This window comes from Micromonospora sp. CA-269861, assembly GCF_050948505.1.
Classification (GTDB): Bacteria; Actinomycetota; Actinomycetes; order Mycobacteriales; family Micromonosporaceae; genus Micromonospora.
The window spans coordinates 4,376,708-4,402,727 of record NZ_CP192014.1; the positions used below are offsets into that span (position 1 = coordinate 4,376,708).

Annotated in this window: 29 protein-coding genes; 12 read left to right on the forward strand and 17 right to left on the reverse strand. The window is 69.8% G+C overall.

Annotation, left to right across the window (positions count from 1 at the left end; genetic code table 11):
• Nucleotides 1–141: 141 nt before the first annotated feature.
• From ACQP0U_RS20045 to ACQP0U_RS20065, 5 genes are all read right to left on the reverse strand, one after another.
• Nucleotides 142–1,017, reverse strand: a complete 876-nt coding sequence (locus ACQP0U_RS20045) for an endonuclease/exonuclease/phosphatase family protein (protein WP_433309231.1) — start codon at nt 1,015–1,017, stop codon at nt 142–144.
• A gap of 124 nt (nt 1,018–1,141) precedes the next feature.
• Nucleotides 1,142–1,306 carry a hypothetical protein gene (locus ACQP0U_RS20050; RefSeq protein ID WP_433309232.1) on the reverse strand — a complete coding sequence of 55 codons (165 nt, stop codon included), beginning with the start codon at nt 1,304–1,306 and terminating at the stop codon, nt 1,142–1,144.
• Nucleotides 1,307–1,414: 108 nt separating this feature from the next.
• Nucleotides 1,415–2,794, reverse strand: a complete 1,380-nt coding sequence (gene tnpB, locus ACQP0U_RS20055) for an IS607 family element RNA-guided endonuclease TnpB (protein ID WP_433309234.1) — start codon at nt 2,792–2,794, stop codon at nt 1,415–1,417.
• Nucleotides 2,791–3,054: a recombinase family protein gene (locus tag ACQP0U_RS20060; protein WP_433309236.1), complete on the reverse strand. Its 264-nt coding sequence runs from the start codon at nt 3,052–3,054 to the stop codon at nt 2,791–2,793. The genes tnpB and ACQP0U_RS20060 overlap by 4 nt, the downstream gene beginning before the upstream one ends.
• A 166-nt stretch (nt 3,055–3,220) precedes the next feature.
• Nucleotides 3,221–3,538, reverse strand: a complete 318-nt coding sequence (locus ACQP0U_RS20065; RefSeq protein WP_433309238.1) for a hypothetical protein — start codon at nt 3,536–3,538, stop codon at nt 3,221–3,223.
• Between the two features lie 130 nt (nt 3,539–3,668).
• On the opposite strand from ACQP0U_RS20065, the gene ACQP0U_RS20070 reads away from it, so the two are divergent.
• Genes ACQP0U_RS20070 through ACQP0U_RS20080 form a run of 3 tightly spaced genes read left to right on the forward strand, consistent with a single transcriptional unit; the run spans nt 3,669 to nt 6,290 of the window.
• Nucleotides 3,669–3,989 (forward strand): PadR family transcriptional regulator, encoded by a 321-nt coding sequence (locus ACQP0U_RS20070; RefSeq protein ID WP_433320962.1) that lies wholly within the window; start codon nt 3,669–3,671, stop codon nt 3,987–3,989.
• 31 nt (nt 3,990–4,020) lie between these two features.
• Nucleotides 4,021–5,088, forward strand: a complete 1,068-nt coding sequence (locus tag ACQP0U_RS20075; protein WP_433309239.1) for a hypothetical protein — start codon at nt 4,021–4,023, stop codon at nt 5,086–5,088.
• Nucleotides 5,088–6,290, forward strand: coding sequence for a CapA family protein (locus ACQP0U_RS20080; RefSeq protein ID WP_433320965.1), 1,203 nt, complete (start codon nt 5,088–5,090; stop codon nt 6,288–6,290). The genes ACQP0U_RS20075 and ACQP0U_RS20080 overlap by 1 nt, the downstream gene beginning before the upstream one ends.
• A gap of 96 nt (nt 6,291–6,386) precedes the next feature.
• Here the strand turns inward: ACQP0U_RS20080 and ACQP0U_RS20085 are convergent, their stop codons facing one another.
• Complete coding sequence (locus ACQP0U_RS20085; protein ID WP_433309241.1) at nt 6,387–6,992, reverse strand: mycothiol-dependent nitroreductase Rv2466c family protein; 606 nt, start codon at nt 6,990–6,992, stop codon at nt 6,387–6,389.
• A 60-nt stretch (nt 6,993–7,052) separates the two neighbouring features.
• Between ACQP0U_RS20085 and ACQP0U_RS20090 the strand changes: the two genes are divergently transcribed.
• The gene (locus tag ACQP0U_RS20090) at nt 7,053–7,571 is read left to right on the forward strand and encodes a MarR family winged helix-turn-helix transcriptional regulator (protein ID WP_433309242.1); all 519 of its coding nucleotides are present in this window, start codon (nt 7,053–7,055) and stop codon (nt 7,569–7,571) included.
• On the opposite strand, the gene ACQP0U_RS20095 is transcribed toward ACQP0U_RS20090, so the two are convergent.
• Both ACQP0U_RS20095 and ACQP0U_RS20100 read right to left on the reverse strand, forming a co-directional pair.
• Nucleotides 7,568–8,284 (reverse strand): alpha/beta fold hydrolase, encoded by a 717-nt coding sequence (locus ACQP0U_RS20095; RefSeq protein WP_433309243.1) that lies wholly within the window; start codon nt 8,282–8,284, stop codon nt 7,568–7,570. The two genes, ACQP0U_RS20090 and ACQP0U_RS20095, sit on opposite strands and share 4 nt — an antisense overlap.
• A 74-nt stretch (nt 8,285–8,358) precedes the next feature.
• The gene (locus ACQP0U_RS20100) at nt 8,359–9,615 is read right to left on the reverse strand and encodes a YbfB/YjiJ family MFS transporter (RefSeq protein WP_433309244.1); all 1,257 of its coding nucleotides are present in this window, start codon (nt 9,613–9,615) and stop codon (nt 8,359–8,361) included.
• A gap of 78 nt (nt 9,616–9,693) precedes the next feature.
• Between ACQP0U_RS20100 and ACQP0U_RS20105 the strand changes: the two genes are divergently transcribed.
• The 3 genes from ACQP0U_RS20105 to ACQP0U_RS20115 all read left to right on the forward strand — a co-directional run bounded on the left by ACQP0U_RS20105 (nt 9,694) and on the right by ACQP0U_RS20115 (nt 11,461).
• Nucleotides 9,694–10,314, forward strand: coding sequence for a TetR/AcrR family transcriptional regulator (locus tag ACQP0U_RS20105; RefSeq protein ID WP_433309246.1), 621 nt, complete (start codon nt 9,694–9,696; stop codon nt 10,312–10,314).
• 40 nt (nt 10,315–10,354) lie between these two features.
• Nucleotides 10,355–10,885: a GNAT family N-acetyltransferase gene (locus ACQP0U_RS20110; protein WP_433309248.1), complete on the forward strand. Its 531-nt coding sequence runs from the start codon at nt 10,355–10,357 to the stop codon at nt 10,883–10,885.
• Nucleotides 10,886–11,110: 225 nt separating this feature from the next.
• A complete protein-coding gene (locus ACQP0U_RS20115) occupies nt 11,111–11,461 on the forward strand; it encodes a hypothetical protein (RefSeq protein ID WP_433309250.1) in 351 nt (116 codons plus the stop codon).
• On the opposite strand, the gene ACQP0U_RS20120 is transcribed toward ACQP0U_RS20115, so the two are convergent.
• The 3 genes from ACQP0U_RS20120 to ACQP0U_RS20130 form a co-directional block, all read right to left on the reverse strand.
• Entirely contained in the window at nt 11,427–11,615 is a 189-nt protein-coding gene (locus ACQP0U_RS20120) for a hypothetical protein (protein ID WP_433309252.1), read from the reverse strand. The two genes, ACQP0U_RS20115 and ACQP0U_RS20120, sit on opposite strands and share 35 nt — an antisense overlap.
• Nucleotides 11,616–11,820: 205 nt before the next feature.
• A complete protein-coding gene (locus tag ACQP0U_RS20125) occupies nt 11,821–12,837 on the reverse strand; it encodes a sensor histidine kinase (protein WP_433309253.1) in 1,017 nt (338 codons plus the stop codon).
• Nucleotides 12,830–13,525: a response regulator transcription factor gene (locus ACQP0U_RS20130; RefSeq protein WP_433309255.1), complete on the reverse strand. Its 696-nt coding sequence runs from the start codon at nt 13,523–13,525 to the stop codon at nt 12,830–12,832. Before ACQP0U_RS20130 ends, ACQP0U_RS20125 begins: the two co-directional genes overlap by 8 nt.
• Nucleotides 13,526–13,699: 174 nt before the next feature.
• Between ACQP0U_RS20130 and ACQP0U_RS20135 the strand changes: the two genes are divergently transcribed.
• Nucleotides 13,700–14,284: a DM13 domain-containing protein gene (locus tag ACQP0U_RS20135; protein WP_433309257.1), complete on the forward strand. Its 585-nt coding sequence runs from the start codon at nt 13,700–13,702 to the stop codon at nt 14,282–14,284.
• Between the two features lie 113 nt (nt 14,285–14,397).
• Nucleotides 14,398–14,922: a DUF1877 family protein gene (locus ACQP0U_RS20140; protein ID WP_433320968.1), complete on the forward strand. Its 525-nt coding sequence runs from the start codon at nt 14,398–14,400 to the stop codon at nt 14,920–14,922.
• A gap of 54 nt (nt 14,923–14,976) precedes the next feature.
• Here ACQP0U_RS20140 and ACQP0U_RS20145 read toward each other — a convergent pair whose 3' ends face one another.
• From ACQP0U_RS20145 to ACQP0U_RS20155, 3 genes are all read right to left on the reverse strand, one after another.
• Entirely contained in the window at nt 14,977–16,635 is a 1,659-nt protein-coding gene (locus ACQP0U_RS20145; protein ID WP_433309259.1) for a thiamine pyrophosphate-binding protein, read from the reverse strand.
• A gap of 12 nt (nt 16,636–16,647) precedes the next feature.
• On the reverse strand, nt 16,648–17,409 hold the full coding sequence (locus tag ACQP0U_RS20150; RefSeq protein WP_433309261.1) for a cyclase family protein: 762 nt from the start codon (nt 17,407–17,409) through the stop codon (nt 16,648–16,650).
• 213 nt (nt 17,410–17,622) lie between these two features.
• Complete coding sequence (locus tag ACQP0U_RS20155) at nt 17,623–19,251, reverse strand: BTAD domain-containing putative transcriptional regulator (protein ID WP_433309263.1); 1,629 nt, start codon at nt 19,249–19,251, stop codon at nt 17,623–17,625.
• Nucleotides 19,252–19,394: 143 nt separating this feature from the next.
• On the opposite strand from ACQP0U_RS20155, the gene ACQP0U_RS20160 reads away from it, so the two are divergent.
• From ACQP0U_RS20160 to ACQP0U_RS20170, 3 genes are all read left to right on the forward strand, one after another.
• Nucleotides 19,395–20,351, forward strand: coding sequence for a hypothetical protein (locus ACQP0U_RS20160; RefSeq protein ID WP_433309264.1), 957 nt, complete (start codon nt 19,395–19,397; stop codon nt 20,349–20,351).
• A 108-nt stretch (nt 20,352–20,459) separates the two neighbouring features.
• Nucleotides 20,460–21,779 carry a serine/threonine-protein kinase gene (locus tag ACQP0U_RS20165; RefSeq protein ID WP_433309266.1) on the forward strand — a complete coding sequence of 440 codons (1,320 nt, stop codon included), beginning with the start codon at nt 20,460–20,462 and terminating at the stop codon, nt 21,777–21,779.
• A gap of 84 nt (nt 21,780–21,863) precedes the next feature.
• Nucleotides 21,864–23,639: a substrate-binding and vWA domain-containing protein gene (locus tag ACQP0U_RS20170; RefSeq protein WP_433309267.1), complete on the forward strand. Its 1,776-nt coding sequence runs from the start codon at nt 21,864–21,866 to the stop codon at nt 23,637–23,639.
• A gap of 75 nt (nt 23,640–23,714) precedes the next feature.
• Here ACQP0U_RS20170 and ACQP0U_RS20175 read toward each other — a convergent pair whose 3' ends face one another.
• Genes ACQP0U_RS20175 through ACQP0U_RS20185 form a run of 3 tightly spaced genes read right to left on the reverse strand, consistent with a single transcriptional unit; the run spans nt 23,715 to nt 25,995 of the window.
• Nucleotides 23,715–24,731 (reverse strand): ABC transporter permease subunit, encoded by a 1,017-nt coding sequence (locus ACQP0U_RS20175; RefSeq protein ID WP_433309269.1) that lies wholly within the window; start codon nt 24,729–24,731, stop codon nt 23,715–23,717.
• On the reverse strand, nt 24,728–25,609 hold the full coding sequence (locus ACQP0U_RS20180) for an ABC transporter ATP-binding protein (protein ID WP_433309271.1): 882 nt from the start codon (nt 25,607–25,609) through the stop codon (nt 24,728–24,730). The genes ACQP0U_RS20175 and ACQP0U_RS20180 overlap by 4 nt, the downstream gene beginning before the upstream one ends.
• Nucleotides 25,606–25,995 carry a GntR family transcriptional regulator gene (locus ACQP0U_RS20185; RefSeq protein WP_433309273.1) on the reverse strand — a complete coding sequence of 130 codons (390 nt, stop codon included), beginning with the start codon at nt 25,993–25,995 and terminating at the stop codon, nt 25,606–25,608. The genes ACQP0U_RS20180 and ACQP0U_RS20185 overlap by 4 nt, the downstream gene beginning before the upstream one ends.
• Between the last annotated feature and the right edge of the window lie 25 nt (nt 25,996–26,020).

The window sequence follows — 26,020 nt, forward strand, 5'->3', positions numbered from 1 at the left end:
GCATATCGACGGTTAAGCCGGGAAGATCCTGCTTCACCACAAGCGTCAGGGTGTCCACGCCGCCGCCAACAAGATCCGAAAGAGGCGTCCCACGGCGGCGCTCCAGCGAGGAGAACCCGTGGCTGGCGACGGCAGGAGCCGTCAGCTCTGGATGGAGAACGTCGCGGCGACACCGTTGTGGTCGGACCTGGTGCCGCCGACGATGTCGTAGTCGGTCATCCACATCAGCTGATACTCGGGTAGCCGCTTCCAGAAGTAGACGTAGTCGATGTGCCGGTTGCCGTGCGTACCGGTGCCCTTCTCGCCGTAGAGGTTGTAGTTGGAGCGCAGATTCGGCAGCTCGTTGGCCTCGAAGACCTGCCAGGGGAACTTCGCGTACCCGTAGCTCCGGTCGGCGCTGAAGTCGACGTTGAGGTCACCGCTCACGATGACCTGCCCCTCGTCCTGCTTGTCGACAGCGAGTTCCTTGAGTCCCTGGAACTGCGCCTCGGCGCACCTGGTGCGCGGGAGATCCTCTGGCCGACCGGCGGTTTCGATGCTGGCCACCGCGTGGGCGTTGACGTGGGTCACGTTGCGGCCGGTGGCCTTGTGCCGGTACTTGACCCAGTTGTTGTAGCGCGCGGGCGGCACCTCGCCCGGACCATTGGTGTCACAGACGAAAATCGAACCCTTGTCGAGTACGTCGAACATGCTCTTCTTGGCGATCAACGCCTCGCCAGCCTGGTTGGTGCCGCCCGGCGCGTACAGCCACCAGCCGTTGTCGGCGGCCCAACTCTCCAGGAAAGCCTTGCGGTTGCCGACCTCGTTGAGACCGACGAGGTCCGCCTTGGACGCGATCAGGTTCAGGTCGTGCACGAAGTCGGCCTGGCTCAGCCCGTAGTAGATGTTCAGCGTCGCGGCCTTGAATACCACGCTCGCGGCAGCCGCCGGGGCCGCCGGCAACAGGGCCGCCACCAGCGCGACCGCGCCCGCTAGAGCGCCCAGAGCGCGGGCCGACCAGTGAGTTTTCGTGTGCATCGATGCCCCTCCGCCAGGACCGCCGTCGATGGCGATCAACGCACACTATCGATTCGGATCGACGTCACACCGAACATCGGGGAACCAGAGATCGACGGGCCCGCGTCGTCGACCGGCGCCCCGATCAGACGGCGCGGTGCTCGCGGACCACGTCGAGCATCTCGTCCACCGAGCCGACCGGATCGGGAACCGGGAACTGCACCGCACGGACCATTGCGGTCGGATCCACCAGCAGTGTCAGCCGTTTGTACCGGGTGACGCCGCCGGCCGGGAACGTGGGCAGCAGCAATCCCGCGGCGAGCCGACAGTCCTCATCCGACAGGAGCGGGAACGGCAGTCGGGCGTACGCGGCGAAGTCGGCGAGTTGGTCCGGCCGCTGCGTACTGACCGTTGCCTCTCAGTGTGCTCTAGCGAGCACGCGATTGGCAGTCTCGCCTTGCGGTGAGACGGTCCCGGTCTGACCCGCTGGCGCGGTGCCGGGTTGACGCTTCAATGCCACCAGCCCCGCGAGCGGGGTCTTGCGGTCGGCTCCACGTCCAGCCGCCGGGCCACTCCCGGCGGTTGTTGCGTCGGCCGCGAGCGCGGCCAAGTTGCGGGCGGCGTTGAGGTCCCGGTCGAGGACCAGGCCACACGATCCGCACTGGTATTCGCGCTCGGACAGGGCGAGCTTGGTTTTCACCACGCCGCAGCCCGAGCACGTCTTGGAGGAGGGATACCAGCGGTCGGCCAGGATCAGCCGGCCGCCGTTCCACCCGGTCTTGTAGGTCAGTTGCCGGCGGATCTCGGCGAACCCGGCGTCGGCGATGTGCCGGCCCAGCTTGCGGTTGGCCAGCATCCCGGCGACGTTGAGGTCTTCGATGACGACCGTGGCGTATTCGCGGGTCAGCCGGGTGGTGAGCTTGTGCAGTCCGTCGCGGCGCAGGTTCGCCACCCGGGTATGCGCCCGGCCGAGCCGGGCTGCCGCTCGCTCCCACCGCTTCGAGGCGCGGCGGCCGGTGCGCCGGTCCGGGCCGGTCTTGCGCGCCAGCGCCCGAGCGAGCGCCCGCATCCGCTGGTGCGCGCTCGTCAGGTATCGCGGATTGTCGATCAGCTCGCCGGTCGACAGCACCGCTAGGTGCCTGATGCCGACGTCGACGCCGAGCACCGCGCCCGGCCGGGCGGGTAGCCGCTCGGGGCGCTCGACCTCGACGCAGAAAGCGACGTGCCACCGGCCACCGTCACGTCGCACGCAGGCGGACATGATCCGGGCGGTGCCGTTGTCGATCCGGCGGGCGAGCTTACGGGCGCACTCATGCAGCTTCAGCCGGCCCAGCCGGGGCAGCACCACATGCTTGCGGTCGGACTCGACCCGGATCGTCCCGGTGCTGAACCGCACGGACGCGATGCTGCGGCGGCGGGACTTGAACCCCGGGAAGCCGACCGGCCGGCCGGCGCGCTTACCTGAGCGCGAGTCGGCCCAGTTCTTCAACGCGCGAGCGAGGGCGTCGAGGCCGGTGTTGAAAGCCTCCTTCGAGCACTCCCGCCACCACGGCGCGACGTCGGGCTTGGCGACGTTCCACGCCTTACGCAGCGCGGGCAGCGTCCACGACACGGTCGGGGTCAGCATCTCCTCCGGCACGCCGTAGGTGCGTTCGGCGGCCCGCTGATCCATGACCGCCTTGACCCTGGCCAGCGCCCAGTTGTGGGCCACCCGGGCCGCCCCGGCGTGCGCCAGCACGTCACGTTCCTGCCCGGGGGTGAGGTCCAGAGCGAACCGGTACGCCTGGATCGTCTTCACACCCGGTCCCCGTGCTCGACCACGATCGTCGACACGGCCGGGTCGCGCAGCAACGCGAGGAACTCCTTGCGGTCCCCGTTGAGCGCCGAACCGACCTCGGTCACCACCCGGTCCACGGCCAGGCACTGCCCGGTCGCCCACACGGAAACCCGGGCGACCTGCCGGTCCAGGTCCGGCTCCTGCTCGACCGACGACACGCACGCATACACCACGGTCTGCCCGACCCCGGTGGCCGCACCGGTCAACGGCTTACCGACCATGATCAGCCGACCCAGTCGATACGCAGGAACAGGCAGCGTCCAGACCCGTAACGCCGCCGAGCGGTCGCGTACGAGCCGCCGGTAGCCGCCACCCACTCCTTCAAATTCACGCCGCCCACCATAGACAACTTTGGAGCACTAGTAACGAGCCATGTAATAGCAGCAGTCAACCCCCACACCCGCGCACCCGCGCACCCGCGTCCCGAAACTTCGGATACCGGTCGGCGTAGGTGGCCGACTCCAGGGTGCAGCCCCGGGCGCCGGGGATGTCCGCCCAGCCTGCTGGGTAGGTGTTGAGCCCCGGCGCGTACGCCCCGGGGAAGAGGTAGAGGACGCTCCACGCACCGGGGGCGGCCACCGCGACCGACTGGCCGTCGGCACCGGTCAGGACAACCTCGGGCAGCCGCCGCCCGACCAGGTCACGCACCCGGCGAGCCTCGGCAGAGTCGGCGTCGGTGGTCGCGGGATTCACTTCGTCACTCACCGCCCCGAGGTTGGTCAGTTCCGATTTCGAACGCAATCCGCCGGCCTGCCCGGGAGCGGCCGACGAGCCTCCCCCGCCCAGAGCGTTGACGATAGATTGATCAGCAATATATGTTGCCTCGGTGACTGAGATGCGTGAGGCGACCTTTCTGATCCTGACTGCGCTGGCCGACGAGCCGCGCCACGGTTACGGGATCATCCAGGAGGTCGCTGTCCTGTCGGACGGCCGCGTCTCACTACTGCCGGGCACCCTCTACGCGGCCCTGGACCGGCTGGCCGCGCAGGGCTTGGTCGAGCTCAGCCACGAGCACGTCGTCGACGGCCGACTGCGCCGGTATTACCGGCTGTGTGCCGACGGCCGTGCCGAGCTCGCCCGTCAGACGGAACGGCTACGCCAGCTGGCGTCCGCCGCCGAATCTCGGCTGCGGGTCCCCCGGCCCAAACTCGCCTGACCCCGACTGTCGCATCGTCCTGGGAGACCTCATGCACCGCTGGCTACTGCTGTCCTACCCGCGCGACTACCGCCGGAAGCGTGGCGCCGAAATCCTCGAGACGGTGCACGACATCGCACCCACCAGCCGAGGTGCGCGTGTGGCGGCAGATCTCGTACGTCACGGTCTGCGCGCCCGCCTCGGGAGACCCGCGAGTCGTACGGTGGTCGTCTGGGCGTCCATCTTCACGGTGGCCTGCGGTCTGTTCGCGGCGTCCTTCGGCACCTGGCTCACCTGGCTCGGCTCCCGGCCGCTCGACCACCGCGAGCTTGCCGCCGCAGTCAGCCAGCTGTATCCGGACAAGCAGGTGAGCGACATCGACACGGGTGACCCGCCCTCGGTGTTCATCATCTACGGCAGTCCGCTGAGCTGGAGCTCCGCTTCCGACCTGCTGCTCGGCGACGGGGGCGAATACTCGCTTGCGGGGCTTGGCGCGTCCTTCGCGCAACTGCCGGCCGACAGCCGTCCGCAAGTCCTCGCCGAGCTTCGACAGCGGCTTGAAGCCGCCGGATGGGACTACACCGAACCGGTCTACTCGAACGCGTACGACTGCATTCCCGACGACCCGCGATGCGACCCCGCCGCGATACCGACCAACATCACGGTGTACGCGCAACGTGGTGACGACGTTCTTGACATAGCCATCAACGACGACAACACGACGCCGAAGATGAGCATCGCCATGAGCCGGTCGACCCCGTGGAGCGCCTATCCCGTCGGCGTCGTCGCCTTCGTCCTGGGCACGTTCAGCGGCTGGTGCCTGTTCGGGTGGGCCAGTCGACGTACGGAGGGGCACCATCCGCTGGTCCAGGGATCAGCCAAGTTCCTGTTCGGATTCGCGATGCTCCTGTGGTGGGCGCCGATCCTGTTCAGTGCACCGCTGATGCTCACGCACCACCTGAGGGAGCCGCACTTCCGCTGGCATCTACCGTGGGAATGGCTCGGCCAACCCGCCCTGTCGCTGCCGTTCCTCTGTGGCTGCGTCATGCTGGTGCTCGCGCTGGGCCTAGCCGCGTTACCCCACCGGCAGCCGGTCGACCAGACGGTCGCGCACCGGTGATGCACTCCCCCAAGGCCAGGTACGCGAACCCGCAGGAATCCTCCGGCCGAGATGTCATCGCCGGCGGACAAAAACCGGGCTGTCGCCGTGCCGCGCTCGCCCTGGGTGCGCTGCTCATCGCCGTGACGGCCGCCGGCTGCGCACAGCCCGAGGCGGGCCCGCGCTTTCAGCCCGGCAGCGGGGCCGCCGAGGCAACGGCCAGCCCCGAGCAGCCCGACGGGAAGTTGATCTCGCTCTCCGCCACCGGCGACATCATCATGGGCAACGCGCCCAGTCGGCTGCCCGCCGCCGGTGGTAAGGGCTTCTTCGACTCGGTCACCGGGGCGCTGAAGGCCGATCTGGTGATGGGCAACCTGGAGGAGCCGTTGACGGTCGACACCGGCACCGGCAAGTGCGGGGCCAACTCGACCCGCTGCTTCCAGTTCCGCGCGCCGCCGGAGTACGCGGGGCATCTGCGTGACGCCGGCTTCGATGTGCTCAATCAGGCCAACAACCATGGCTACGACTACGGGCCCAAGGGCTATGAGAACACCCAGAAGGCGCTGAAGAAGTACGACCTGGAGCACACCGGCGCCCCGAACGAGATCACCGTGGTCGAGGTCAAGGGCGTGAAGGTCGCGGTCGCCGGTTTCTCGTCGTACGTCTGGTCCAACAGCCTTGTCGACATCGCCAAGGCCAAGGCGGTGGTCGCCAAGGCCGCGACCATGGCCGACCTGGTCGTGGTGCAGGTGCACATGGGCGGCGAGGGGCCCGAGCAGACCCGGGTCCGGCCGGGGACCGAGATGTTCTTCGGCGAGAACCGGGGCGACCCGGTGAAGTTCTCGCACGCCATGATCGACGCGGGGGCCGATCTGATCGTCGGGCACGGCCCGCACGTGCTGCGTGGGATGGAGTTCTACCAGGGGCGGCTGATCGCGTACAGCCTGGGCAACTTCGCCGGTGGCGGTAACTCGCTGCGTAACAACGGTCGTCTCGGCTGGGGTGGGGTGCTGAAGGTGTCGCTCAAGCCGGACGGCAGTTGGGCCGGCGGCTCGTTTGCCTCGACGTACATGAACTCCGCGGGCAAGCCGACGATGGACCGGGGTGACCGTGGTCTCGGGCTCGTCAAGCAGCTCAGTCGCACCGACTTCGGGGAGAACGCAGCCCGGTTCGACGGCGCTGGCAAGATCAGCGCACCGCAGGTCGCCAACAGGATCCACTGAGTATCGGCGGCACCACCGGTCAGCGGCGCGGCCTCGAGCGTTGAGGATGCCGTTCGGCCACCGGCACGGAAGCCCTCGCCGGTGGCCGTGGTGGTGCTAGGCGAAAGTCAGGCCTTCGGACCGAGCGCGTTTGAGTTCGGAGAAGGCCCGGCAGCCGGCGAGCAGGCGGGCACCGTCGAAGACACGGACGGCCTCCTCCCCCCGCGGGATCGAGGTCAGTACGGGGCCGAAGAAGGCCACGTCGTCGACGACGACAGTCGGCGTACCGAGGTCTTCGCCCACGAGTTGCTGTGCGCGGGCGGTGCTCGCCCGCATCTGCGGGTCGAGGTCGCTGCGGTGGGCGGCGTCGGCCAGGTCGGCGGGGAGGCCGGCCTCGGCCAGGGCCAGTGGGACGACAGTCGCGAAGTCCTTGTCGCCGGCGTCGTGGATCCGGCGGCCGAGCGCCGGGTAGAGACGTGCGAGGACCTCGGGGCCGTGTTGTACCGCTGCCGCCACGCACACTCTGGCCGGCCCCCACGCCCGGTCGTTGAACTCGCGGTACCAGGGCTCCAGGTCGCGATGCTCGTTGATCACCGCGAGGCTCATCACCTCGAACCGCAGGACGAGCGGCCGCATCCGCGCCACCTCCATCAACCAACGGGAGGTGATCCAGGCGAACGGGCAGGACGGATCCACGTACGCCGTGACCGTCGGAGCCGTCATTCGAGTCGAGTTATCTTCCATGGAAGACAAGTTATCTTCCCCGGAAGTTAAGATGCAACAGTGGATGACGACCGGATCGCCGACATCGTTGGTCAGTGGAGTCGCGAGCGACCAGACCTCGACCCCAGCCCGTTGCTGATCATCGGGCGCATCCAGCAGCTCGCTGCCGTACTCGATGCGGCCCTGCGGCCGCCGTTCGCCGCAGCGGACCTCGGCAACGGCGACTTCGACGTGCTCGCGGCGCTGCGCCGCGAGGGCGAGCCATACGCGCTCACGGCGGGCCAGTTGAGCCAACGGATGCTCGTCACCACCGGGGCGGTGACCAAGCGGGTGGACCGGCTGATCGCCCGCGGCCTCGTGTCGCGCTCGGTCTCAGCGGCCGACGCGCGCGGCAGGGTGGTCGGGCTGACGCCCGCCGGGGTGATGTTGACCGACCGGCTCATCGAGGACCATCTGGCCAACGAGGCGGCCATCCTTCGCGGCCTCAGCGACAGCGACCGCAGAACGCTTGAGCGCCTCCTGGCGACGATGGCTCGGACCCTGACCTCGCAGGACTCCGGGCCCGAGGAACGAGGTTAGGCGTCGCTCGTCGGGCGCGCGGCGCCTGCCTCGTGCCGATCAGGACCTTCAGCGGTCTGCAGCAGGATGTTCAGCAACTCCTGCGGTGCGTCCCGCATGAGGTTGTGGCCGCCGTCCACGGCGTGTGCGGTCCACGAGGGATCGTCGCGCAGCCGCTGGTACGTGGCGGTGAACGGGGATGGGCCGTCCCACCCTGCCGCGTACACGTAGACCCGGCGGTGGACCCGGGTGGGATCGCCGGTGAGCCGGAGCGGCTGCAGCAGGGAGGCGATCGGGTGAGGCGTGGCCCGGGCGTCGAAAAACGGTAGGGTGCGCACCGCGTAGCCGCTCTCCACCACGTCCGCGTACCACTGCCGCTCCTGGTCGGAGACCAGGCTCCAACAGGAGTCGTTGTGCTGGGGAACCACGGCGTCCAGGTACACCAGAGAGTGGACCCGTTCGGGCGTGCGGTCAGCGACTCCGGTGATCACCATGCCTCCGTAACTGTGGCCGACCAGCACCGCGTCCTCGATGTTCTCGGCTTCCAGAACGCCGGTCACGTCCTGGATGTGGGTGTCGAGGTTCACCCCACCGTGGAGCAGATGACTCCGCTCGCTGAGTCCCGTCAACGTCAACGGGTAGGTACGGTGCCCGCGCCGGCGGGTCTGCTCCGCAAGCTCCTCGAAGCACCAACCGCCGTGACACATGCCGGGAATGAGAACAAAGGTGACCATGGACGTGCTCCTTCTGTCGGATGGACTGTTTGCGGATGCGCCGGGGAGACAGCCCCTCGGTGCCTGAGCTGCACTCACCTGGGTGCGATGTCGGGCGCTCCGTCTCGGGGTGCCAGGTCGCCGGCCGAGGTCGCCCCTGCGGATCGCCGCGGACGCACAGTTGCGGCGACCAGGGCGGCTGCGCCGCACAGAATCGCGGTCCACGCCAGGGTGGCGGCGGCCGAGGTGCCGTCGGCGAGGACGCCGGCGATCCAGGGACCAATGGTCTGACCAGCGGCGAAGAGCACAGTGAAGACCGAGAGCGTGCCGGTCCAGTCGGCCGGTGGGGTGCCGCCCTTGATGAGCGCGGTGACGGCCGCGGGAACACCCATGAACGTCGCTCCGTAGATGATCGCGGAGAGGAGGATGACCGGCGGTGCGGGCGCCGCCAGGGCCAGTGCCGCCCCCATGCCCAGAGCGCCCAGCAGTACGGCGAGGGCCCGGCCGTCGGGCCAGTTGGTGATGGGGCGGCTCCACAGTGCGGGCGCGGCCACGACGGCCAGCCCCAGTGCCATCCAGATGAGCATGACCTGTGCGACCGGCGTGTGCCGGTCGGCGAGGTACGCGGACAGGAAGGTGATGTAGGTGATGTAACCGGCGGCGAACAGCACGTAGGCCACTGCGGTTCGGGACAGTGGACGTACCCGCGCCCGGCCGGTGGCGACGAACGGGTCCTCTCCGTCCGTGCGCGCCGCGGTCCAGCTGACCAGGGTCGCCACGCCTGCGGCCGCGCCCAGCACGAGCCAGGCCAGGCGCCAGTGCTCCCCCAGCGGGGGAACGGTCGCGCCGCTGAAGATGATGCCCAGCCCGGTGCCGGCGAAGTAGATGGTGATGGGCGCCGCGGACAAGGTGCGGACGGCAGTGCGTGATGCGATCACACCGCCGGCGATGAACACCACCGCCCCGGCCGCCCCGGCCGCGGCCCGCGCGATCAGCAGCATCGGATACTCACCGCCGATCGCGGTGGCAGCCAGTGCCACCGCGGTGAGGACCATTCCCAGGCGGAAGGCGGCGGCGGTGCCCAGCCGGCGGACGGCGGCACCGGTCACCACTGCGCCGACCAGGTAGCCGAACCCGTTGGCGGCGCTCACTGTCCCGGCTTCGGTCAGGCTCCAACGCAGGTCGTCGCTCATGGCGGGGAGCAGCAACCCGTAGGCGAAGCGGGCGAGCCCGAGCGCCGAGGCGGTGCCGAGGGCCAGCCGCACCGATGCCCTCACCGGGTTTGCGCTGCCGAGGTCACCCGGCGGACGCGCCGAGGGCGGTGCCGGCGGGTTGAGGAGTGGGTCAGACATCGCACCTCCCTAGTACGAACCGATCGGTTCGATCTAGGACGTTAGCAGTTGATCGAACCGATCGGTATCATCTGTGGCATGCCTGTTACCAAGGGCTCGACGCTTGATCCGGCGCGCACCCGCGCCACCATCCTCGAAGCGGCCACTCTCCTGCTGTACGAGCGCGGGCTCGACGGTGTCGGCGTCGCCGAGCTGTGCAGCAGCGTCGGCGTGTCCAAGGAGACGCTCTACCGGCACTTCGGCACGAAGGACGGACTCGTGCGGGAAGTGCTGGAAGCCCGCAGCGAACGGGTGTCGCGCTGGCTGGCCGATGCCGTCTCGGCCGCCGGAGACGACCCCGCGGCCCAGCTCACCGCCGTGTTCGACGCCCTCCAGCAGTGGTACTACGATCCGGTCTTCCGCGGCTGCGCAATGGTGAACGCAGCCGCACAGCATCACGTCGCGGCGGTACGTTCCATCACCGGCCGCCACCTGGACCGCTACCTCGAACTCCTCACCGGCATCGCCACCCGCGCCGGAGCCACCGACCCGGACGTGCTGGGCCGGCAGTTGCTCATGCTGGTCGAGGGGGCGACGATCGTCGCCGAGCACCATGGCGCGGCCAGCACGGACGGGCACGCTCGCCGCGCCGCGCTCACGCTCCTGGCCGCCGCCACTCCCAACGGATCGGCCCGGTCGCATCGAGGCAACCGGGCGTAGTAGCGGTCGTGCTCGGTCAGCCGCGGATTACCATTCCGCCATGAACGACACCACCCTCGGCATACGGATCAGGCGCGGTGGCCCGGCTGACGCACCGGCAGTGCTGGGCATGCTCGACTCTGCGGTGGCATGGATGAATGACCGTGGCAACACCGAGCAGTGGGGCACGACGCCGTTCTCTGAAGTGCCCCGAAGGGCCGAACAAGTCGATCGGTACCTGACCGAGAACCTCCCGTACATCGCGGAGGTGGATGGGACGCCGGCCGCAGCCCTGGTGCTGGACTCCGGGCCCGACCCGCGGGCACCGATCGCGCCTGCGGAAGAGCCCGAGCGGTACGTCCGCCTCCTGGTCTCCGACCGACGATTCGCCGGCCGGAAACTCGGCTCGGCCCTGTTGGCACACGCCGTGGAGGAAACCCGGCGAGCCGGCGTGCGGTTGCTACGGGTCGACTGCTGGGCCGGTGGCGGTGGCGAGTTGGTGGCGTACTACGAGCGCCAGGGGTTCACCTCCACCGAAACCTTCCTGGCTGGATCCTGGCCGGGGCAGGTTCTGGCCCAGCGCGTCGGCTGAGCCGCGCCTCTCATCAGGTGCCCGGCGGAGGCTCATCGGCAAGCTGCTGGAGCTGCATGCATGGTGGAAGATGGATGCGTGATCGGCGACCGGTGGGGCGTGACTACCAACGAGACGTTGCGTACGTATCCCTGCGACGACTTCGTCGTGTCACCCACTCTCCAGGCGTGGCGGGGAGTGCGGGTCGATGCGCCCACCACAGCGGTGTGGCCGTGGGTAGCCCAAGTGAGGCTCGCCCCGTACTCGTACGACTGGATCGACAACCTCGGCCACCGCTCACCCCGACAGTTGAAGGGCCTCCCCGAGCCCCAGGTCGGAGAGGCGTTCACCACCGCTGGCGGACGGAAGTTGGGCAGGATCGTCTCGGTCGACCCCGGCAGACAACTCACGAGCACCATCATGGGCGCCTTCATGTCCTACGTCCTGGTGCCCAAGGAACACGACACGACGCGCCTGCTGCTCAAGGTCGTCATGCGGACGACCCGCTGGGCCGCACCCGGGCTGTCCGTCGGCGACCTGATCATGGCTCGACGCCAGTTGCTCAACCTGAAGAAGCTCGCCGAGCGCCGTCGGTAGTCTCCAGCAGCTCCCGGACCGACTGCGGCAGACCGGCGGGTATCTGCTCAGCCGGAGCACCCTCGTCGATCTGGGCCCAGACCAGCGTCGCGGGCTGGTCCGCCTCCAGGTCGGCGCGCAGCTCCGCGATGAGCTCCCGCAACTCGGGATTCAATCCACTACCTCTATTCGGATCGGTGTGCCGTCGGGAGCACCGTCGACGGATGCGGTTCTGAGCGCAGCCTCCCGAAGCGCGCCGCGCCTGTCCTGGCTGGCCCCCTGCGACCCTGAGCGGACTCGCCGGAGCACTGTGGACGGCGGCCCCGACCGACAGCAACTGATCCCGCCGGCGGCTGGGTACCGCTCAACGCTGCCAGCACTCAGGCGGTGGCCAGCCGGACCATGAACTGGCAGCCGTCTGGGGTGTTGCTTACCTCGACCCGACCTCCATGCGCCTGCACCAGGCCATGAACGATCGCCAGGCCGAGCCCTCCGGACGTCCCATCGTCGCCGGGGTCGGGCGTGCGGGCCGGTTCACCACGGAACGCGATGTCGAACAGCCGGGGTAGGTCGGCCGGGGGGATGCCGCCGCAGGTGTCGGCGACCGACAGCCAGGCGTGGTCCTCCTCTCGGCCGGCTTCGATGCGTACGGTGCCGTCGGTCGGGGTGTAGCGGACCGCGTTGAGCAGCAGGTTGGCCACGACCCGAGCCAGCTCTGGTTCGCTCGCGGCAACCGTCGGCCACCCGGACTCGCTGGCGATCAGCTTGATCCGGCGAGCCTCGGCCAACGGCGTGGCACTGGCCAGCGCGTCCGAGACCACCTCGCCGAGCGGCACCGCCGTCAACGACAACCGCAGCGCCCCCGCGTTGATCCGGGACAGCTCGAACAGGTCGTCGACGAGTCGGGACATCCGGTCGGTCTCCAGGCGGATCCGTCGGTGGTACTCCGCGACCGTGTCCGGATCACGAACCACCCGGTCTTCCAGCGCCTCGGCCATGGCCCGCAGCCCGGCAAGCGGGGTACGCAGGTCGTGGGAGACCCAGGCGACCAGGTCGCGCCGGCCCTTCTCCAGTTGCCGTTCCCGGTCCCGGGCCTGGTCGCGCCAGACCGCAGCGCGCGCCAGTCGACGGCCGAAGTGCCCGCCGACGGCGAGGCTGACAATCGCCGCCGCCGCGACGGTGATCAGGACCACCTCAAGGTCGTGTGCGGAGAGGAACATCGCTTCCGCGACCGCCATCACCCCGACAGCGACAGCGACCACCGTAGTGGTGAGCAGCACGCTGAGGTGCACGGTGATCGAGCTACGTCGAAGCGCGCGCAGCAGCACCGCGCCGGCGAGCCCGATGCCGAGTGCCGCGCCAAGGGCGATCGCGAAGATCAGGAGTACGTCACGCATGGGCCGGCTCGTAGCGGTAGCCGACGCCCCAGACGGTCACGATCCGCTGCGGATCCGCCGGGTTGGCCTCGATTTTCTCCCGCAGCCGGCGTACGTGCACTGTCACTGTCGAGTGGTCGCCGAAGTTCCAGCCCCAGACCTGCTCAAGAAGTTCGGCCCGGCGAAACACCCGGGACGGATGCCGCATGAGGTGCACGAGCAGGTCGAACTCCCGCAGTGTCAGAGCCAGATCGGCACCGGCGAGGCGGGCGGTTCGGGAGGTCGTGTGCACCACCAGATCGCCGTCGGTGAACGCCTCCGGACGCTCGGACGGCATCCCACCGCCGGCGCGACGGAGCACCGAACGGACCCGCAGCACCAGTTCCCGGGGGGAGAAGGGCTTGGTCAGGTAGTCGTCCGCGCCGAGCTGCAGCCCGAGGATCCGGTCGGACTCGTCACCGCGCGCGGTCAGCATGACGATCGGTACGCCGTCGGGCCGTACCCGCAGCGCCCGGCACACCTCCAGGCCGTTGATCCCGGGCAGCATCAGGTCGAGCACGACCAGGTGTGGCACCTGGCGCTCCACCGCCGCCAGTGCCGCCGCACCGTCCGCCGCGAGGCTCACCTGGAAGCCGTCGTTCTCGAGGTAACGACGAATGACATCGCTTACGGTCTGATCGTCGTCGACCACCAGCACGCGCTGCGTCACGAAACTTCCCCGGTCCGCCCGGTCAACGTCTCCCCCAGGTATCCATCGGCCCAGCGTAGCCACGCGCCGGGGAGCCCTGCCCGTGCTCCGACAGGTAGCGAGCGGCGACAGTCGTAAGGGTTCCGAAAGGGTTCGCGAACAGTTCGGCGGCTGCCGCGACCGTACGCTTCGATGATGGGAAAACGGGTCTTTCGGTCGCCGGTGGCCCAGGTCGGCCTCGCCTGCGCTGTCGTCGTGGCGATGCTGGCCCTCTACTGGTTCCAGCCGTGGAAGCTGTTCACCGACACCTACGTCGACGAGGCAGTTCCCCGGCTGGCGCCGACATCGGCCGCTCCAACCGCGTCGTCCACGAACCCGGAACCAACGCCGCTGGACCCCATGGCCTCGACACCCACACCAGCGGCGAACGAGATCCTGACCGCCGGCGAGTTCATCACCCATGAGCACCGGACGACCGGTAGTGCCGAGATTCACCGGCTCGCCGACGGGCGCCACCAACTCGTCATTCGAGACCTGAACACGTCGAACGGTCCGGACCTGCGCGTGTGGCTGACCGACCAACCGGTCATCCGAGGCACGGACGGCTGGCGGGTGTTCGATGACGGCGAATGGGTCGAGCTGGCAAGGCTCAAGGGCAACAAGGGCAACCAGGTGTACGAGCTGCCGGCGTCGGTTGACCCCCGCGACTTTCGGAGCGTCTCCATCTGGTGCAAGCGATTCGCGGTCTCCTTCGGCGCAGCCGATCTCACAAGCGCCTGACCGGGCCACTCGGGCGCCGACTCCCGGGCGGCGCGTGGCCGTCCGGCTGCCGGAGACCGTCGCCGACTGTCGGGGGAACTGTCGTAGCCGGTACTTAGGCTCGCGCGGTGAGCATGAACGGCAACTGGCTGCGCGTTTCGCCGAACGAACTGGAGAAGGCGAGGACCGACCTCGGCTGGGCCTACGAACTCGCCATAACGGCACGGGACGACAACTCCGAACGCTGGGCCGCCACCGGCAAGGCATGGAACGGGTTTGAATTTCTCCTCGACCGGCTGGGCTTCGAGATTCCGCTGGTCATGGGCGCGGAGGCGTTCGTGGAGCTGCCGGACGTCGAGCCCGACAGCGACGAGATGTTCGATTTCCTGGAAGACCTCGAAGGCGACTGGGGCTACGGACCACCCTCATATCTGACGCCGGTCGACGTCGCCGCCGCAGCCTCGCGACTGGCCACGCTCACCGAAGACAGCCTCGTCCGGGGCGTCAACCCGCAGGAGCTGAGCCGGGCCGACATCTACCCCGGCCCCTGGGAAGGACCCGATGAACTCGCGTGGGTGGCCCACTGTCTGCCAGACGTCCAACGCTACTTCGCTGCGGCAGCCAACGATGGTGCCGCGGTGATCTGCTGGCTTGACTGAGCAGCGCCTCCGCCTGCCGGAGCACGACGTCGCCGTAGCTGTGGGGGCGGTGGCTCAGTGGCCGCGGAACGCCTCCTCCAACCACCACGAGCCGCGGGAGGCGCTGACCTTCGCGTCGACCACAAGCGGTCGGGTACGTGGACCGGCGAGCCAGTGGCGTACCGGACCGAGATCGTCGACGGTCCGGACGGTCAACCCGTCACAGCCGTAACCGCGGGCGATCGCGGCCAGGTCGGTCTCGGGGAAGGTGACCGTATCCAACGGGTGCCCGTCCGGGCCGAAGTGGTGTACCTCCGCGCCGTACGCCGCGTCGTCGTAGATCACCACGAGCAGGGGTAGCGCCAGCCGGACGGCGGTGACCAGTTCGGTAGCGGACATGACGAAGCCACCGTCGCCGACGGCGGCGACGGTGAGCCGGTCCGGCCGGGCGACCGCCGCGCCGAGCGCGCTGGCCAGGCCGAGCCCGACCGATTGGAACGCCTGGGTGAAACAGAACCCGGCCACGTCCGGCACGTCGATCCACATCGACGGGTAGCCCATGAAGTTGCCCGAGTCGACCACCACCGTCCGGTCGCGCGGCAGCAGGTCGTCCAGGGCGCCCGAGAGCGTCCTCGGGTCGATGGTTGCCGGAGCGCCGGGCCGCGCGGACACACTCTCGTCCTGGTACGGGACCGTCCGCCACCGGCCGTGGTCGTGGATCCGTTGTGCCAGCTCCGGCGTACGCCAGCCGCTGTTCCCGGCGTCGGCGGTCCCTGCGGGGCCGACGCCCAGCCGACCGAGCGCCGCCTCGGCGACCGCCGTCACGTCGCCGGCCACCGTCAGGTCGACCGGACGGTTCACACCGAACGCGGCCGGGTCGTGGTCCACCTGGACGACGACGGCGGAGGTTCGGATCAGTTCGCCGTGCCGGGTGGTCCACATGTTCAGCGTGCTGCCCCACGCGACGACCAGGTCCGCCGTGCCGATCAGCTCGGCGGCGAGCGGGGTGGCGAAGCCGCCGGCCACGTCGAGGTTCCACGGGTCACCGGCGAACAGTCCCTTCGCCGCGGCCGAGACCGCGAGCAACGCGCCGCACGCGTCGGCGAGCCGGGTCAGCGGTTCCCGGGCCGCCCGGGCGCCCCGACCGGCGATGAAGACCGGTCGCCGTGCGGCCTGGAGCGCGGCCAGCAACTGCTCGACCGGCGGGGCGGCAGCCGGGGTGGGCGCGACCGCGGGGAGTGGGCCGGACCACGGCTCGGTCACCGCGTGCTGCACCTCCAACGGGAGGCCCAGCACCACCGTCGCACTCCGGGCTGCGGCCCGGTACGCCGCGGCCGTGTCCTCGGCGGCGTGCGTCGCGCGTACCCGGTGGAAGTCGGCACCGACCGCGGCGGCGAGCGCCGGCAGGTCGATGAAGAAGTTCGACCGGGGCGCGGTCGCCTCCGGGGCCAGGACCACCATCGGGGTACGGCTCTTCGCGGCCTCGGTGAGGCCGGTGAGCGCGTTGGTGACGCCCGGCCCCTGGTGCACCGAGAGCACGCCCACTGTCCCGCAGGTGCGGGCGTACCCGTCGGCCATGCTCGCCGCGCCACCCTCGTGGGCCGCCGCCACGAACCGGGCGCCGGCCGCCACCAGCGCGTTCGTGACGTGGAAGTTGCCGCTGCCGACGACTCCGAAGACGTGCCGGACGCCGTGTGCGTACAGAACCCGCCCGACCACCTCGGCTACCCGCATCGGTGGCCCGGCCTACCGTTCGACGAGCGCGAGGACCCGGCACGGGCTGCCGGACCCGGAGACGATCGGCAGCGGCCCGGCAATCACCACCGCGCCGGTCGCCGGCAGCTGCGCCAGGTTGCGGAGCTGGGTCAGACCGTACTTGTCCTGCCCCAGCAGGAACGAGTGGCACGGGAACGGCGGGTCGAACGAGTGCGCCGCGCCCGCGTCGGTCCCGACCGTCTCCACCCCGACGCCCTGGATCGGCGACTCCTCGGCCAACCAGCGGGCGCACTCAACGGAGATGCCCGGCGTACGCCCGGCGTTGGCGTACCGCTCCGGGTCGTCGCCGTGGGCGTCCCAACCGGTGCGGTAGAGCAGCCAGCCACCGGTGGGCAGGGCGCCGTGTTCCGCCTCCCACGCCTTGACGTGCTCGACCTCCAGCAGGAAGTCCGGGTTGTCGGCGGCGTCGGCGGCGTGGTCGATCACCACCGCCGGGGCGATCAGCTGGCTCACCGGGACCTGCGACACGTCCGCGCCCTGTTGACCGGTGACCCAGTGCACCGGGGCGTCGAAGTGGGTGCCGGTGTGCTCGCCGGTGGAGAAGTTGTTCCAGTACCACGCTGGACCGCGGTCGTCGTACCGGCTGATCTCGCTGAGCCGGAACGGCCAGGTCTGGCCGAACTGCTCGGGCAGACCCAGGATCGGGGTCTGGTCCGAGAGCGGAGCGGTGAGGTCGACAACCTGGATTCGGCCGCTGGAAAGAGCGGCGACAAACTCCTGCAGCACCGTCATGCGGCGACGGTACACCCGGCCCGCACTCCACGATGGACCATCCATCGGAAGGTTTCCGCTGTGCAGGAGGAGCCCCCCTGGTGCGACGCAATCCGCGCGGGTCTCGACCCGCCAGCGAACTCTTCGCCTGGTTCGCCGGCAACGTATCGCTCGCATACTGACGAATTGCGGCCGGGGCGGCGAGCGCCCGGGCTTCGAGCAGCCATTTCGCTGTCACATCGGAGCCGGTACCAGGCCGAAGAGCTGAAAGAGTCGCTGAAGGCGCGGAGGCAGGGTCTGAAAGGAGGCAGCGAACGCCGATCCCGCCCCGGTCTGCTCGTCCTCAGGAATGGTCAACATGGTCCGCGGGTCACCCGCGCGAAGCCGGGCCAGGTACTCGCTGATCGTCTCGTGCGGACGGGTCTGCAGGTCAGCTCCCGCGATGCGCAGCGCCAGCGGCAGGTGCGCACAGGCCTGAGCCAGTTCCGCGAGCGCGATCTCCTGTCCGGTGACCCGATCCTCGCCAACGACGCGTGTCAGCAGCTCGGTGGCCTCCGGCGGTGTGAGCACGTCCAACGACAGCCGCTGCGCGTCGTGACGGGCGGCCAACCCGCCGAGGCGGCCTCGGCTTGTCACGATCACCAGGCAACCGGCGCCGCCGGGCAACAGCGGTTGGACCTGCGCCGTGTCTCGGGCGTTGTCGAGCAGGAACAGCATCTGCCTGTCGGCCACCACGCTCCGGTAGAGATTCGCCGCCTCGTCGACGTCGTCCGGCACCTGTGCGGGCGGCACACCGAGCGCGCGAAGGCAGCGGGACAGCGCGTCCAGCGGGGCGAGCGGCACCCCGGGAAGACAGCCACTCAGGTCCAGAAAGAGCTGCCCACCATCGAACAGAGGGCGCACCCGGTGCGCCCAGCGAATGGCCAGCGCCGTCTTGCCGACCCCGGCCGCGCCGATGATCGCGACGACCGCCAGGGCGCCGCTCTTGCGAGCCCGGTTCAGCATGGCGTCCATCTCGGCGAGCGCGTCGTCGCGACCGGCGAAAGTCGACAGGCTGGCGGGCAGCTGAGCCGGGCGCACCCCCGGTGCGGCGTCCGGTGTGGTCGGCACGGGCGTGCTCGGCGCGGGCTGCCGCCGCAGCACCCGTAGGTGGGTCTCCGCGAGCCGCGCTCCCGGCTCGACGCCCAGCTCGTCGGCGAGTCGGCGGCGGGTCAGCTCGAACACCCGCAGCGCCTCGGCCTGATGCCCCGACCCGGCCAGCGCGGTCATCAACCGCACGACGACGCCCTCGTGCCAGGGGTTTCCGGCCACCAGCCTGCGCAACGGCGCCACTGCGGCGGCGTGCCGGCCGAGCGCGAACTCGGCGTCGAACAGGTCTTCGGTCGCGGCCAGCCGCTTGTCGTGCAGACTGGCGGCGGCACCCGGCACGAACGCGGCGGACGCGCCCGCGAGCGCCGGGCCACGCCACATCGCCAGCGCCTGTCGCAACAGGACGCTGGCTGTCTCGTGCTCGCCGGCATCGGCGTGGCGGCGAGCATCAGCAGTTTGTGTGGAGAAGACCGCGGCGTCCAGGTCGTCGTCGGCGAGTTCGAGACGGTATCCGCCGGATCCCGAAAAGATCATTTCCGGCAGATCCGCCGCACGGGTCAGTTGTCGCAATCGGGATACGCAGACCTGAACCTGCGCACGGGCACGTGCGGGCAGCGCTCCACCCCACAGCGCCTCGGCAATGTGTTCTGCCGATACCAACACATTCGCATTCAGCAGCAGATAGGCCAGCACGGCACGCTGCTGGGGCCGCCCCAACGCCACCCGCTCGCCCCGCACCACGGCCTCAACCGGGCCGAGCAGGCGCCATTTCATCCAACCCCCACCTCAGCATATCGATCACATTGTATTCGTCTGTGCCTCGGCGGCTATCGGACGGCTAGCCGATGGCAAGGCGGCCCGCGCAGCCTCAGTGCAGACCGGGCGGGTGACCCGGATCAATCTGTAAAGGAGCTTCAATGGGAGGACGAATTCGCGGGGCCGTCGTCGCGGCAACCGTGCTCGGCCTGATCATCGCGGCCGCCGGCATCGCGCAGGCCGATCCACCGGCGCAGCCGTCACTGCGCGACGCACGGACGGCCGCAATGGCCTCGGGTGAGACAGGGGCCGCCGCAACGGGCGGGTTCGGCACGGCTGCGACGTGGTTCACCGGCAGCGTCGCGGCCGGCGGCACGCAGGGCTGGACCTGGACCAACGCCCCAGCCGACGCCGCCTACGTGGTCGGCTACAACCCGGCCGGCGCCACCACCTCGAGCATGTGCCAGTTCGAGACGATCAGCAGCCAGTACGTCCAACTGTGGGGCGGGCAGCGGCAGTTCCAGTTCACCCTCAAGAACGTCGGCTCGATCGCCTGCGGCGCGACAGTTCAACTGGCGGCAGTGAGCAGCTCGGCTTACGCCTCCACCGGCGGCGTCAGCCCGGGTGGCACCCAGACCCACCTCTGGAACATCCCCTGGCACACCAACTGGGTGGTCGGCCTCAACCCGAGCGGCGCCACGAGTTCGGCGGCCTGCCAGTTCCGGGTGACGCGTACCTGGTTCGTGCAGCCGGGCGAAGCGGGCGCGCTGCGCCAGTTCTGGGTAGAGATCAAGAACGTCGGGACCATTTCCTGCCAGACCGACATCCGGCTCGGCTCCACCGCCGTCACGTCCAGCTTCAACATCGCATCCATGGCTTCCGGCGCCACGTGGTCCACGACCTGGACCAACGCGAACCCTGTCACCTCGGTCTACCTCGTCGGCGCGTCGCCTCAGGGCAGTTGGCCCATCACGTGCCAGTTCGAGGTCACGCGCGTGATCTACCGCCAGCGCATCAACAGCAACGGTTCGTCCGAGCGCCAGATCACGATGTCGTTCAAGAACCTCGGCGGGACCACCTGCGGAGGGTTGGCCGAGCTACAGACAATCGCGGCCTGATCCAACACTCGCCCCATGGTCGAGCGTCCCCGGTCACCGGCAGTCGACATGACACGATGGCCGTGTCCTGCGCCGCCGGTGGCCGGGCACGACACTGTTGGAGTCGGGATGTCAGAACTGGCCGGCACGCCGGTGCCAGGGTTGGCGAAACTGTGGACGCACGATCCGGTCACCGCCGGCCCGTATCGGCTGGTCGGCCGGCTGGGCGCGGGTGGCCAGGGGGTCGTCTATCTCGGTGAGGACGACGCCGGCGACCGGGTCGCGGTCAAGATGGTCAACGTCGACCTGAGTGATCCGCGGGCGCGCTCGCAGTTCGTGAAGGAGATCGCCGCCGCACGCCGGGTCGCCCCGTTCTGTACCGCGCAGGTGCTCTTCGCCGAGGTTGACGGCGAGCGGCCCTACGTCGTCAGTGAGTTCATTGAGGGGTTGACACTGCACCGGCACGTCCGCGAGCGCGGCCCGGTGACCGGCAACGCCCTGCACCGGCTCGCGGTCGGTACCGTCACCGCGCTCGCCGCGATCCACAGTGCCGGGGTGGTGCACTGCGATCTGAAGCCGGACAACGTGGTGCTGGGCGAGGACGGTCCTCGGGTGATCGACTTCGGCATCGCCCGCGCGCTGGGCGTCACCGAGACGGCCTCCAGCCGGGTCATGGGTACCACCGCGTACATGGCCCCCGAGCGGTTCCGCAACGACACGGTCGGCCCGCCCTGCGACGTCTTCGCCTGGGCGGCCACAATCGCCTTCGCCGCCGGTGGTCGGCCGCCTTTCGGCAATGATTCGCTCTTCGCCGTGATGAACCGGGTGCTGCATGAGCCGCCCGACCTGCCGGCGATGCCCCCCGTTCTGGACGAGCTGATCCGGGAGTGCCTGGCCAAGGATCCGGCGGACCGGCCTGCTGCCGAGCGTGTGCTGGTGCGGCTGCTCCGGCAGGACGGCAGGGTCACCGAGCCGCTCCGTCGGGAGAGCCTGCTGGAGGTCGGCAACGAAACCGCGGGCGCGCCGACGCCGGATCACCCGCTGCCCCCGGTCACGCCGACGGCGCCGCAGCCGGGCCCGACGAGGCCACAGATGACGAACCAGCCGACGGTGCCGACCCAGGCCAGGCCGACGCAGCCGGCACACCTGCCGGTGGCGACGCAGCCGGCACACCTGCCGGTGATGACGCAGCCGGCACACCTGCCGGTAGCGGAGCCCGGCGTCGGTGCTGGAGGTGACGGGGCGGCGCGGCGGCTGCGTCGTGAAGCCCTTGACGCCTGGGGCATCTCGACCGCGCTCTTCCTCGGTTCGGTTGGCGCCGCCGCCGGCTACGTCGCGTCGAGCGCGGTCGGCCCGGCCGCGGCGGTCGGGGCGGTCGCCTTCGTCGTGGTCTACCTGGTTCGGCTGCTGGTCGCGACGGCGGTCGGGGGACGGACCGACCGCGGGTGACCGGTGCGTCGGGGTCGGGGTGGCCGGCTGGCGCCGCATCGATAGGTTGACTGCCACCAGCCGCCCGCCGAGGAGGACGTCACGATGGTCCCAACCGCTACGCGTACGCGGCAGTGGGTGCCGTACACCGCTGCCGTCACCGCCGGGCTGGTGGTCATCGCCGGGGCGTTCGTGTTCGTCCGGCAGCGCGAAGCGGGCAACGACTGCGCCACGACCCTCCAGGTCAACTCCTCGACGGAGAAGGCGGCTCTGCTTGTCGACCTGGCCGAGCGCTACAACCTCAGCGACCGGTCGATCGCTGGCGGCGGCTGCGCCCAGGTGCATGTCAGCGCGTTGAACTCGGGCAAGGCGACCGAGGCGCTGGCTACCGGCTGGACCCACACCGGCCTGCCGCAACCGCAGGTCTGGCTGCCGACGTCGAGCCTGTGGACCGGTCAGCTCCGGCTGCTCGACGAAGCCGCCGGGCGGGCGCTGCAGACTCCGGGCCGCTACCCGTCGATCGCCAACAGCCCGCTGGTGATCGCCATGCCGAAACCCAAGGCCGAGTTGGTACGCCAGCGCGGGTCGCTGGGCTGGGGGGAGATCCTGGGCCTCTCCGGGCGGGACGGGTGGGCGGACTTCGACAAGCCGGAGTGGGGCCGTTTCACCTTCGGCAAGGACAACCCGAACCTGTCCACCTCCGGGCTGGCGGCGACCATCGCCACCTACTACGCGGCGGTGCAGCGGGCCAGCGACCTGACCCGGTCCGACCTGGCCAACCCGGCGGTCACCCAGTTCGTCCGCCGGATCGAGGCCAACGTGTCGCACTACAGCGACGACTCGGTGGACCTGCTGCGCAGCCTCGCCGAGGCGGACCTGGCCGGCGGCGCGGGCAGTACGGACGACATGAGCGCCATCGTCCTGCAGGAGGAGCTGGTGGACCTCTACAACACGGGCGCGCTGAGCCCACGGCAGGAAGGGCAGGAGCAGGGCCGCCGGCCGAACGTCCCGCTGGTCGCCGTGCATCCCGAGGAGGGGACGTTCAACCTGGACCATCCGTTCGTGGTGCTGCCCACCGCCGATGAGCGGCAGCGCGCGGCGGCGGCCGACTTCCAGAAGTTCCTGACCGAGGACGCCCAGCAGAAGAGCTTCGCCCGCCTCGGCTTCCGGGATCACGAGCGCCGCGCCTCGGCGGAGCTGCTCGCCAGCGTCGGCCCCGAGCCGGCCCGCGGGCTGGCCTACTTCGAGCCGCCGGACCCGGAGGTGGTGAGCGCGATGTTGGACGGCTGGCGCACGCTCCGCAAGAAGGCCAACATCCTGATCGCCCTGGACACCTCGGGGTCGATGCAGGCGAAGGTCGGCACCCGTACCCGATTCCAGGTCGCCTCGGCGGCGGCGGGCAAGGGTCTCGCGCTGCTCAATGCCGAAGACCGGGTGGGGCTCTGGTCGTTCTCCTCGGAGACCCCGCAGCGACCGAAGAGCCCTTATCGGGAGGAGGTCCCTCTCGGTGGGTTCGACCAGAAGCGGATCAACAGCAAGATCGCCGGCCTGCATGTCGAGGGCAGCACCGCGCTCTACGCGACGGTTCGGGCCGCACACCGAGAACTGCTCGACCGGTACGACCCGCAGCGGATCAACGCGGTCGTGGTGCTGACCGACGGCAAGAATGAGTACAGCCGGGACAACGACCTGGCCCGGTTGCTCGCCGAGGTGGCCCTGGACCCGCAGCGTCCGGTGAAGGTGTTCTGCATCGCCTTCGACCGGGAGTCGGACTTCGTCACGCTGGACCGGATCGCCAAGGCATCGTCGGGCAAGGCCTTCGACGCCACCGATCCCGCCAAGATCGACGAGGCGTTCGTGAAGCTGGTCAGCAGCTTCTGACGCTCCCCTGCACGTACCTGCGTTGTTCAGACCGGTGGGGGCCGGCGCTCCCGCCCGCCCCCACCGGCTGTGCCGTCAGACCAGTCGGCGGCGAACCCACCAGAGGGAGAACAGGGACAGCACGATGCTCAGCGCGAACAGCACGCCGAACTCCCGCCATTGCAGGTCCCAGAACTTCGAGCCGGGCACGTAGCTCACCTTCACGCTGAGGTTCTGCTGCTCCAGCCACCTCTGGCACGCGTCGCGACCACCGGCCGCCCTCGGACCGCACTGGGTCATGTCGGCCGGACCGGTGAACTCCGCTCCGGTGGAGGTGATCGTGGTGCTCGACACGACCCAGTCACCCCTGCGCTCGGGCTGGACATGGAGCGTCATCCGTCCGGTGTCGACGCTCATTGAGATCCCGAAATCATCGTCCATGCTCAGCGGACTGACCGTGGTGACCGGCTGGGCCAGCCAGGGGCGCACCACGAACGGCGCGGCAATCTGGAGACTGACCACCACCAGCAGGGTCACCGCCATCGCGCCGAGGGTCCGCCGCAGCAGCAGCCCGGTGGCGACACCCACCACGAAGGCCAGCGTCGCGTAGCCGACCGGCACGATCCCCCGGGCTGCGAACACCAGCGGGTTCATCCGGTCCGCCGAGGCCCCGTCGATCGGCTGCGCCCACTCGGTCAGCACCAGGCTGAGCAGGCCGGCACCGAGCGCGGCGGCACCGCCGCCCAGCGCAAGTTTGACCAGCAGCCAGCGGTCCCGGCTGACGGACTGGCTGAAGACCATGCGGTACGTCCCGGACTCCAGCTCCCGGGCCACCAGCGGCGCGCCCCAGAAGATGCCCATCAGGGCGGGCAGCAGGTACAGGGCCGCGATGGCGGCGATGTGGAATTCACTCGCCCATCCCGATTGCAGCGCCTGGAGGAAGGCCTCACCGGCGGCAAGGCAGGCGTCGCCCTGGCACCCGGTGTATCCGGTCTGCGTGGCCAGCTGCGTCACCTCCGCCCAGGTCAGCGCCAGGCCGGCCACGAGCACCAGCAACAGGGCGCCGGTGGCCAGGGCCGGGGTCCGGAACTGCCGCCAGGTCATCCAGATCATCGCTGTCCCTCCAGAACCCGATCCGACCCGTCGCCGGCGGCTCCGCTCATGTACGCCAGCACGATGTCCTCCAGGTCCAGCCGGTCGACCTGCCACGACGCGTCGACGATCGGCGCGGTGCTGCGCACCACCAGGGTCGACTGCACCTCGGTGTGGCTCTGCTCGATCAAGGCCTGCCCGGCGCCCAGGTTGGCGGTGTCGCGCCGCCGCCCGACCAGGCGGTGGTGGGTGGCGAGCAGGTCGTCCACGTCGCCGGCCACCCGCACCCGGGAGGCGACCAGCACGATCAGGTGGTCGCAGACCCGTTCCAGGTCGGCGACCAGGTGCGAGGACATCACGATGCTCATGCCCTGCTCGGCGGCCAGCTCCATCAGCCCCTGCAGGAAGTTGCGCCGTGCGAGCGGGTCGAGTGCCGCCACCGGCTCGTCGAGCAGCAGCAGATTGGGCCGCTTCGCCGCGGCGACGGTCAGGGCAAGCTGGGCGCGCTGACCGCCGGAGAGCTTGCCCGCCTTCTGCGCCGGGTCCAGGCCGACCTGGGCGATGCGCCGCTTCGCGAGCGAAGCGTCCCAGGACGGGTTGAGGTGCGCGCCCATCAGCAGGTGGTCCGCGACGGTCAGGCCGGCATAGACCGGGGTGTCCTGTGCGACGAACCCGACCTGCGGCGACCCGCTGACCGGCCGCGCGCCGAGCACCTCGATCCGCCCCGCGGTCGGATCGAGCAGCCCACAGGCCAGTTGCAGCAGCGTGGACTTACCCGCGCCGTTCGGTCCGACCAGGCCCACGACGTGACCGGCCGGAATGTCCAGAGTGCAGTCCTTGAGTGCGAAACGTCGTCCGTACCGTTTGGTGAGGCCGTCCGTGATCAGGGCGCTAGTCATCCTCGGGCCTCCGAAAAGATTCGAAAGCTGCTGAGGAAGAGCGCCTCGATGCTCTCGTCGTCCAGGCCCGCCTCCCGAGCCTCGGCCAGCCAGCGCGCCAGGTCCTGCCGCAGCGGCTCGTGCTTGCTCAGTGAGTCGCCGCCCAGCGTGCGGGTCACGAAGGTGCCCAGCCCTGGCCGGGCGGTGACCAGGCCCTCGTACTCCAGCTCGCGGTACGCCTTGGACACCGTGTTGGGGTTGATGGCGACCCGGGCCACCACCTCCTTGACGGTGGGCAGCTTGTCGCCTTCGTTCAGAACTCCGAGCCGGAGCGCGTGCCGCACCTGTCGGATGAGCTGCATGTACGGCGCAACCCCGGACCGTGCGTCCAGGTGGAACTCGATCACCTCGCCACCCCATTCCACTAGTTGC

Coding starts and splice junctions, on each gene's coding strand:
- ACQP0U_RS20070 (WP_433320962.1), top strand. CDS start 3,669: ATGCGTGAGGCGACCTTTCTGATCCTGACTGCGCTGGCCGACGAGCCG.
- ACQP0U_RS20135 (WP_433309257.1), top strand. CDS start 13,700: ATGGGAAAACGGGTCTTTCGGTCGCCGGTGGCCCAGGTCGGCCTCGCC.
- ACQP0U_RS20045 (WP_433309231.1), bottom strand. CDS start 1,017: ATGCACACGAAAACTCACTGGTCGGCCCGCGCTCTGGGCGCTCTAGCG.
- ACQP0U_RS20085 (WP_433309241.1), bottom strand. CDS start 6,992: ATGACGGCTCCGACGGTCACGGCGTACGTGGATCCGTCCTGCCCGTTC.
- ACQP0U_RS20180 (WP_433309271.1), bottom strand. CDS start 25,609: ATGACTAGCGCCCTGATCACGGACGGCCTCACCAAACGGTACGGACGA.
- ACQP0U_RS20060 (WP_433309236.1), bottom strand. CDS start 3,054: ATGGTCGGTAAGCCGTTGACCGGTGCGGCCACCGGGGTCGGGCAGACC.
- ACQP0U_RS20100 (WP_433309244.1), bottom strand. CDS start 9,615: ATGTCTGACCCACTCCTCAACCCGCCGGCACCGCCCTCGGCGCGTCCG.
- ACQP0U_RS20150 (WP_433309261.1), bottom strand. CDS start 17,409: ATGACGGTGCTGCAGGAGTTTGTCGCCGCTCTTTCCAGCGGCCGAATC.
- ACQP0U_RS20125 (WP_433309253.1), bottom strand. CDS start 12,837: ATGCGTGACGTACTCCTGATCTTCGCGATCGCCCTTGGCGCGGCACTC.
- ACQP0U_RS20160 (WP_433309264.1), top strand. CDS start 19,395: ATGGGAGGACGAATTCGCGGGGCCGTCGTCGCGGCAACCGTGCTCGGC.
- ACQP0U_RS20170 (WP_433309267.1), top strand. CDS start 21,864: ATGGTCCCAACCGCTACGCGTACGCGGCAGTGGGTGCCGTACACCGCT.
- ACQP0U_RS20080 (WP_433320965.1), top strand. CDS start 5,088: ATGCACTCCCCCAAGGCCAGGTACGCGAACCCGCAGGAATCCTCCGGC.
- ACQP0U_RS20155 (WP_433309263.1), bottom strand. CDS start 19,251: ATGAAATGGCGCCTGCTCGGCCCGGTTGAGGCCGTGGTGCGGGGCGAG.
- ACQP0U_RS20095 (WP_433309243.1), bottom strand. CDS start 8,284: ATGGTCACCTTTGTTCTCATTCCCGGCATGTGTCACGGCGGTTGGTGC.
- ACQP0U_RS20140 (WP_433320968.1), top strand. CDS start 14,398: ATGAACGGCAACTGGCTGCGCGTTTCGCCGAACGAACTGGAGAAGGCG.
- ACQP0U_RS20145 (WP_433309259.1), bottom strand. CDS start 16,635: ATGCGGGTAGCCGAGGTGGTCGGGCGGGTTCTGTACGCACACGGCGTC.
- ACQP0U_RS20110 (WP_433309248.1), top strand. CDS start 10,355: ATGAACGACACCACCCTCGGCATACGGATCAGGCGCGGTGGCCCGGCT.
- ACQP0U_RS20175 (WP_433309269.1), bottom strand. CDS start 24,731: ATGATCTGGATGACCTGGCGGCAGTTCCGGACCCCGGCCCTGGCCACC.
- ACQP0U_RS20165 (WP_433309266.1), top strand. CDS start 20,460: ATGTCAGAACTGGCCGGCACGCCGGTGCCAGGGTTGGCGAAACTGTGG.
- ACQP0U_RS20105 (WP_433309246.1), top strand. CDS start 9,694: ATGCCTGTTACCAAGGGCTCGACGCTTGATCCGGCGCGCACCCGCGCC.
- ACQP0U_RS20075 (WP_433309239.1), top strand. CDS start 4,021: ATGCACCGCTGGCTACTGCTGTCCTACCCGCGCGACTACCGCCGGAAG.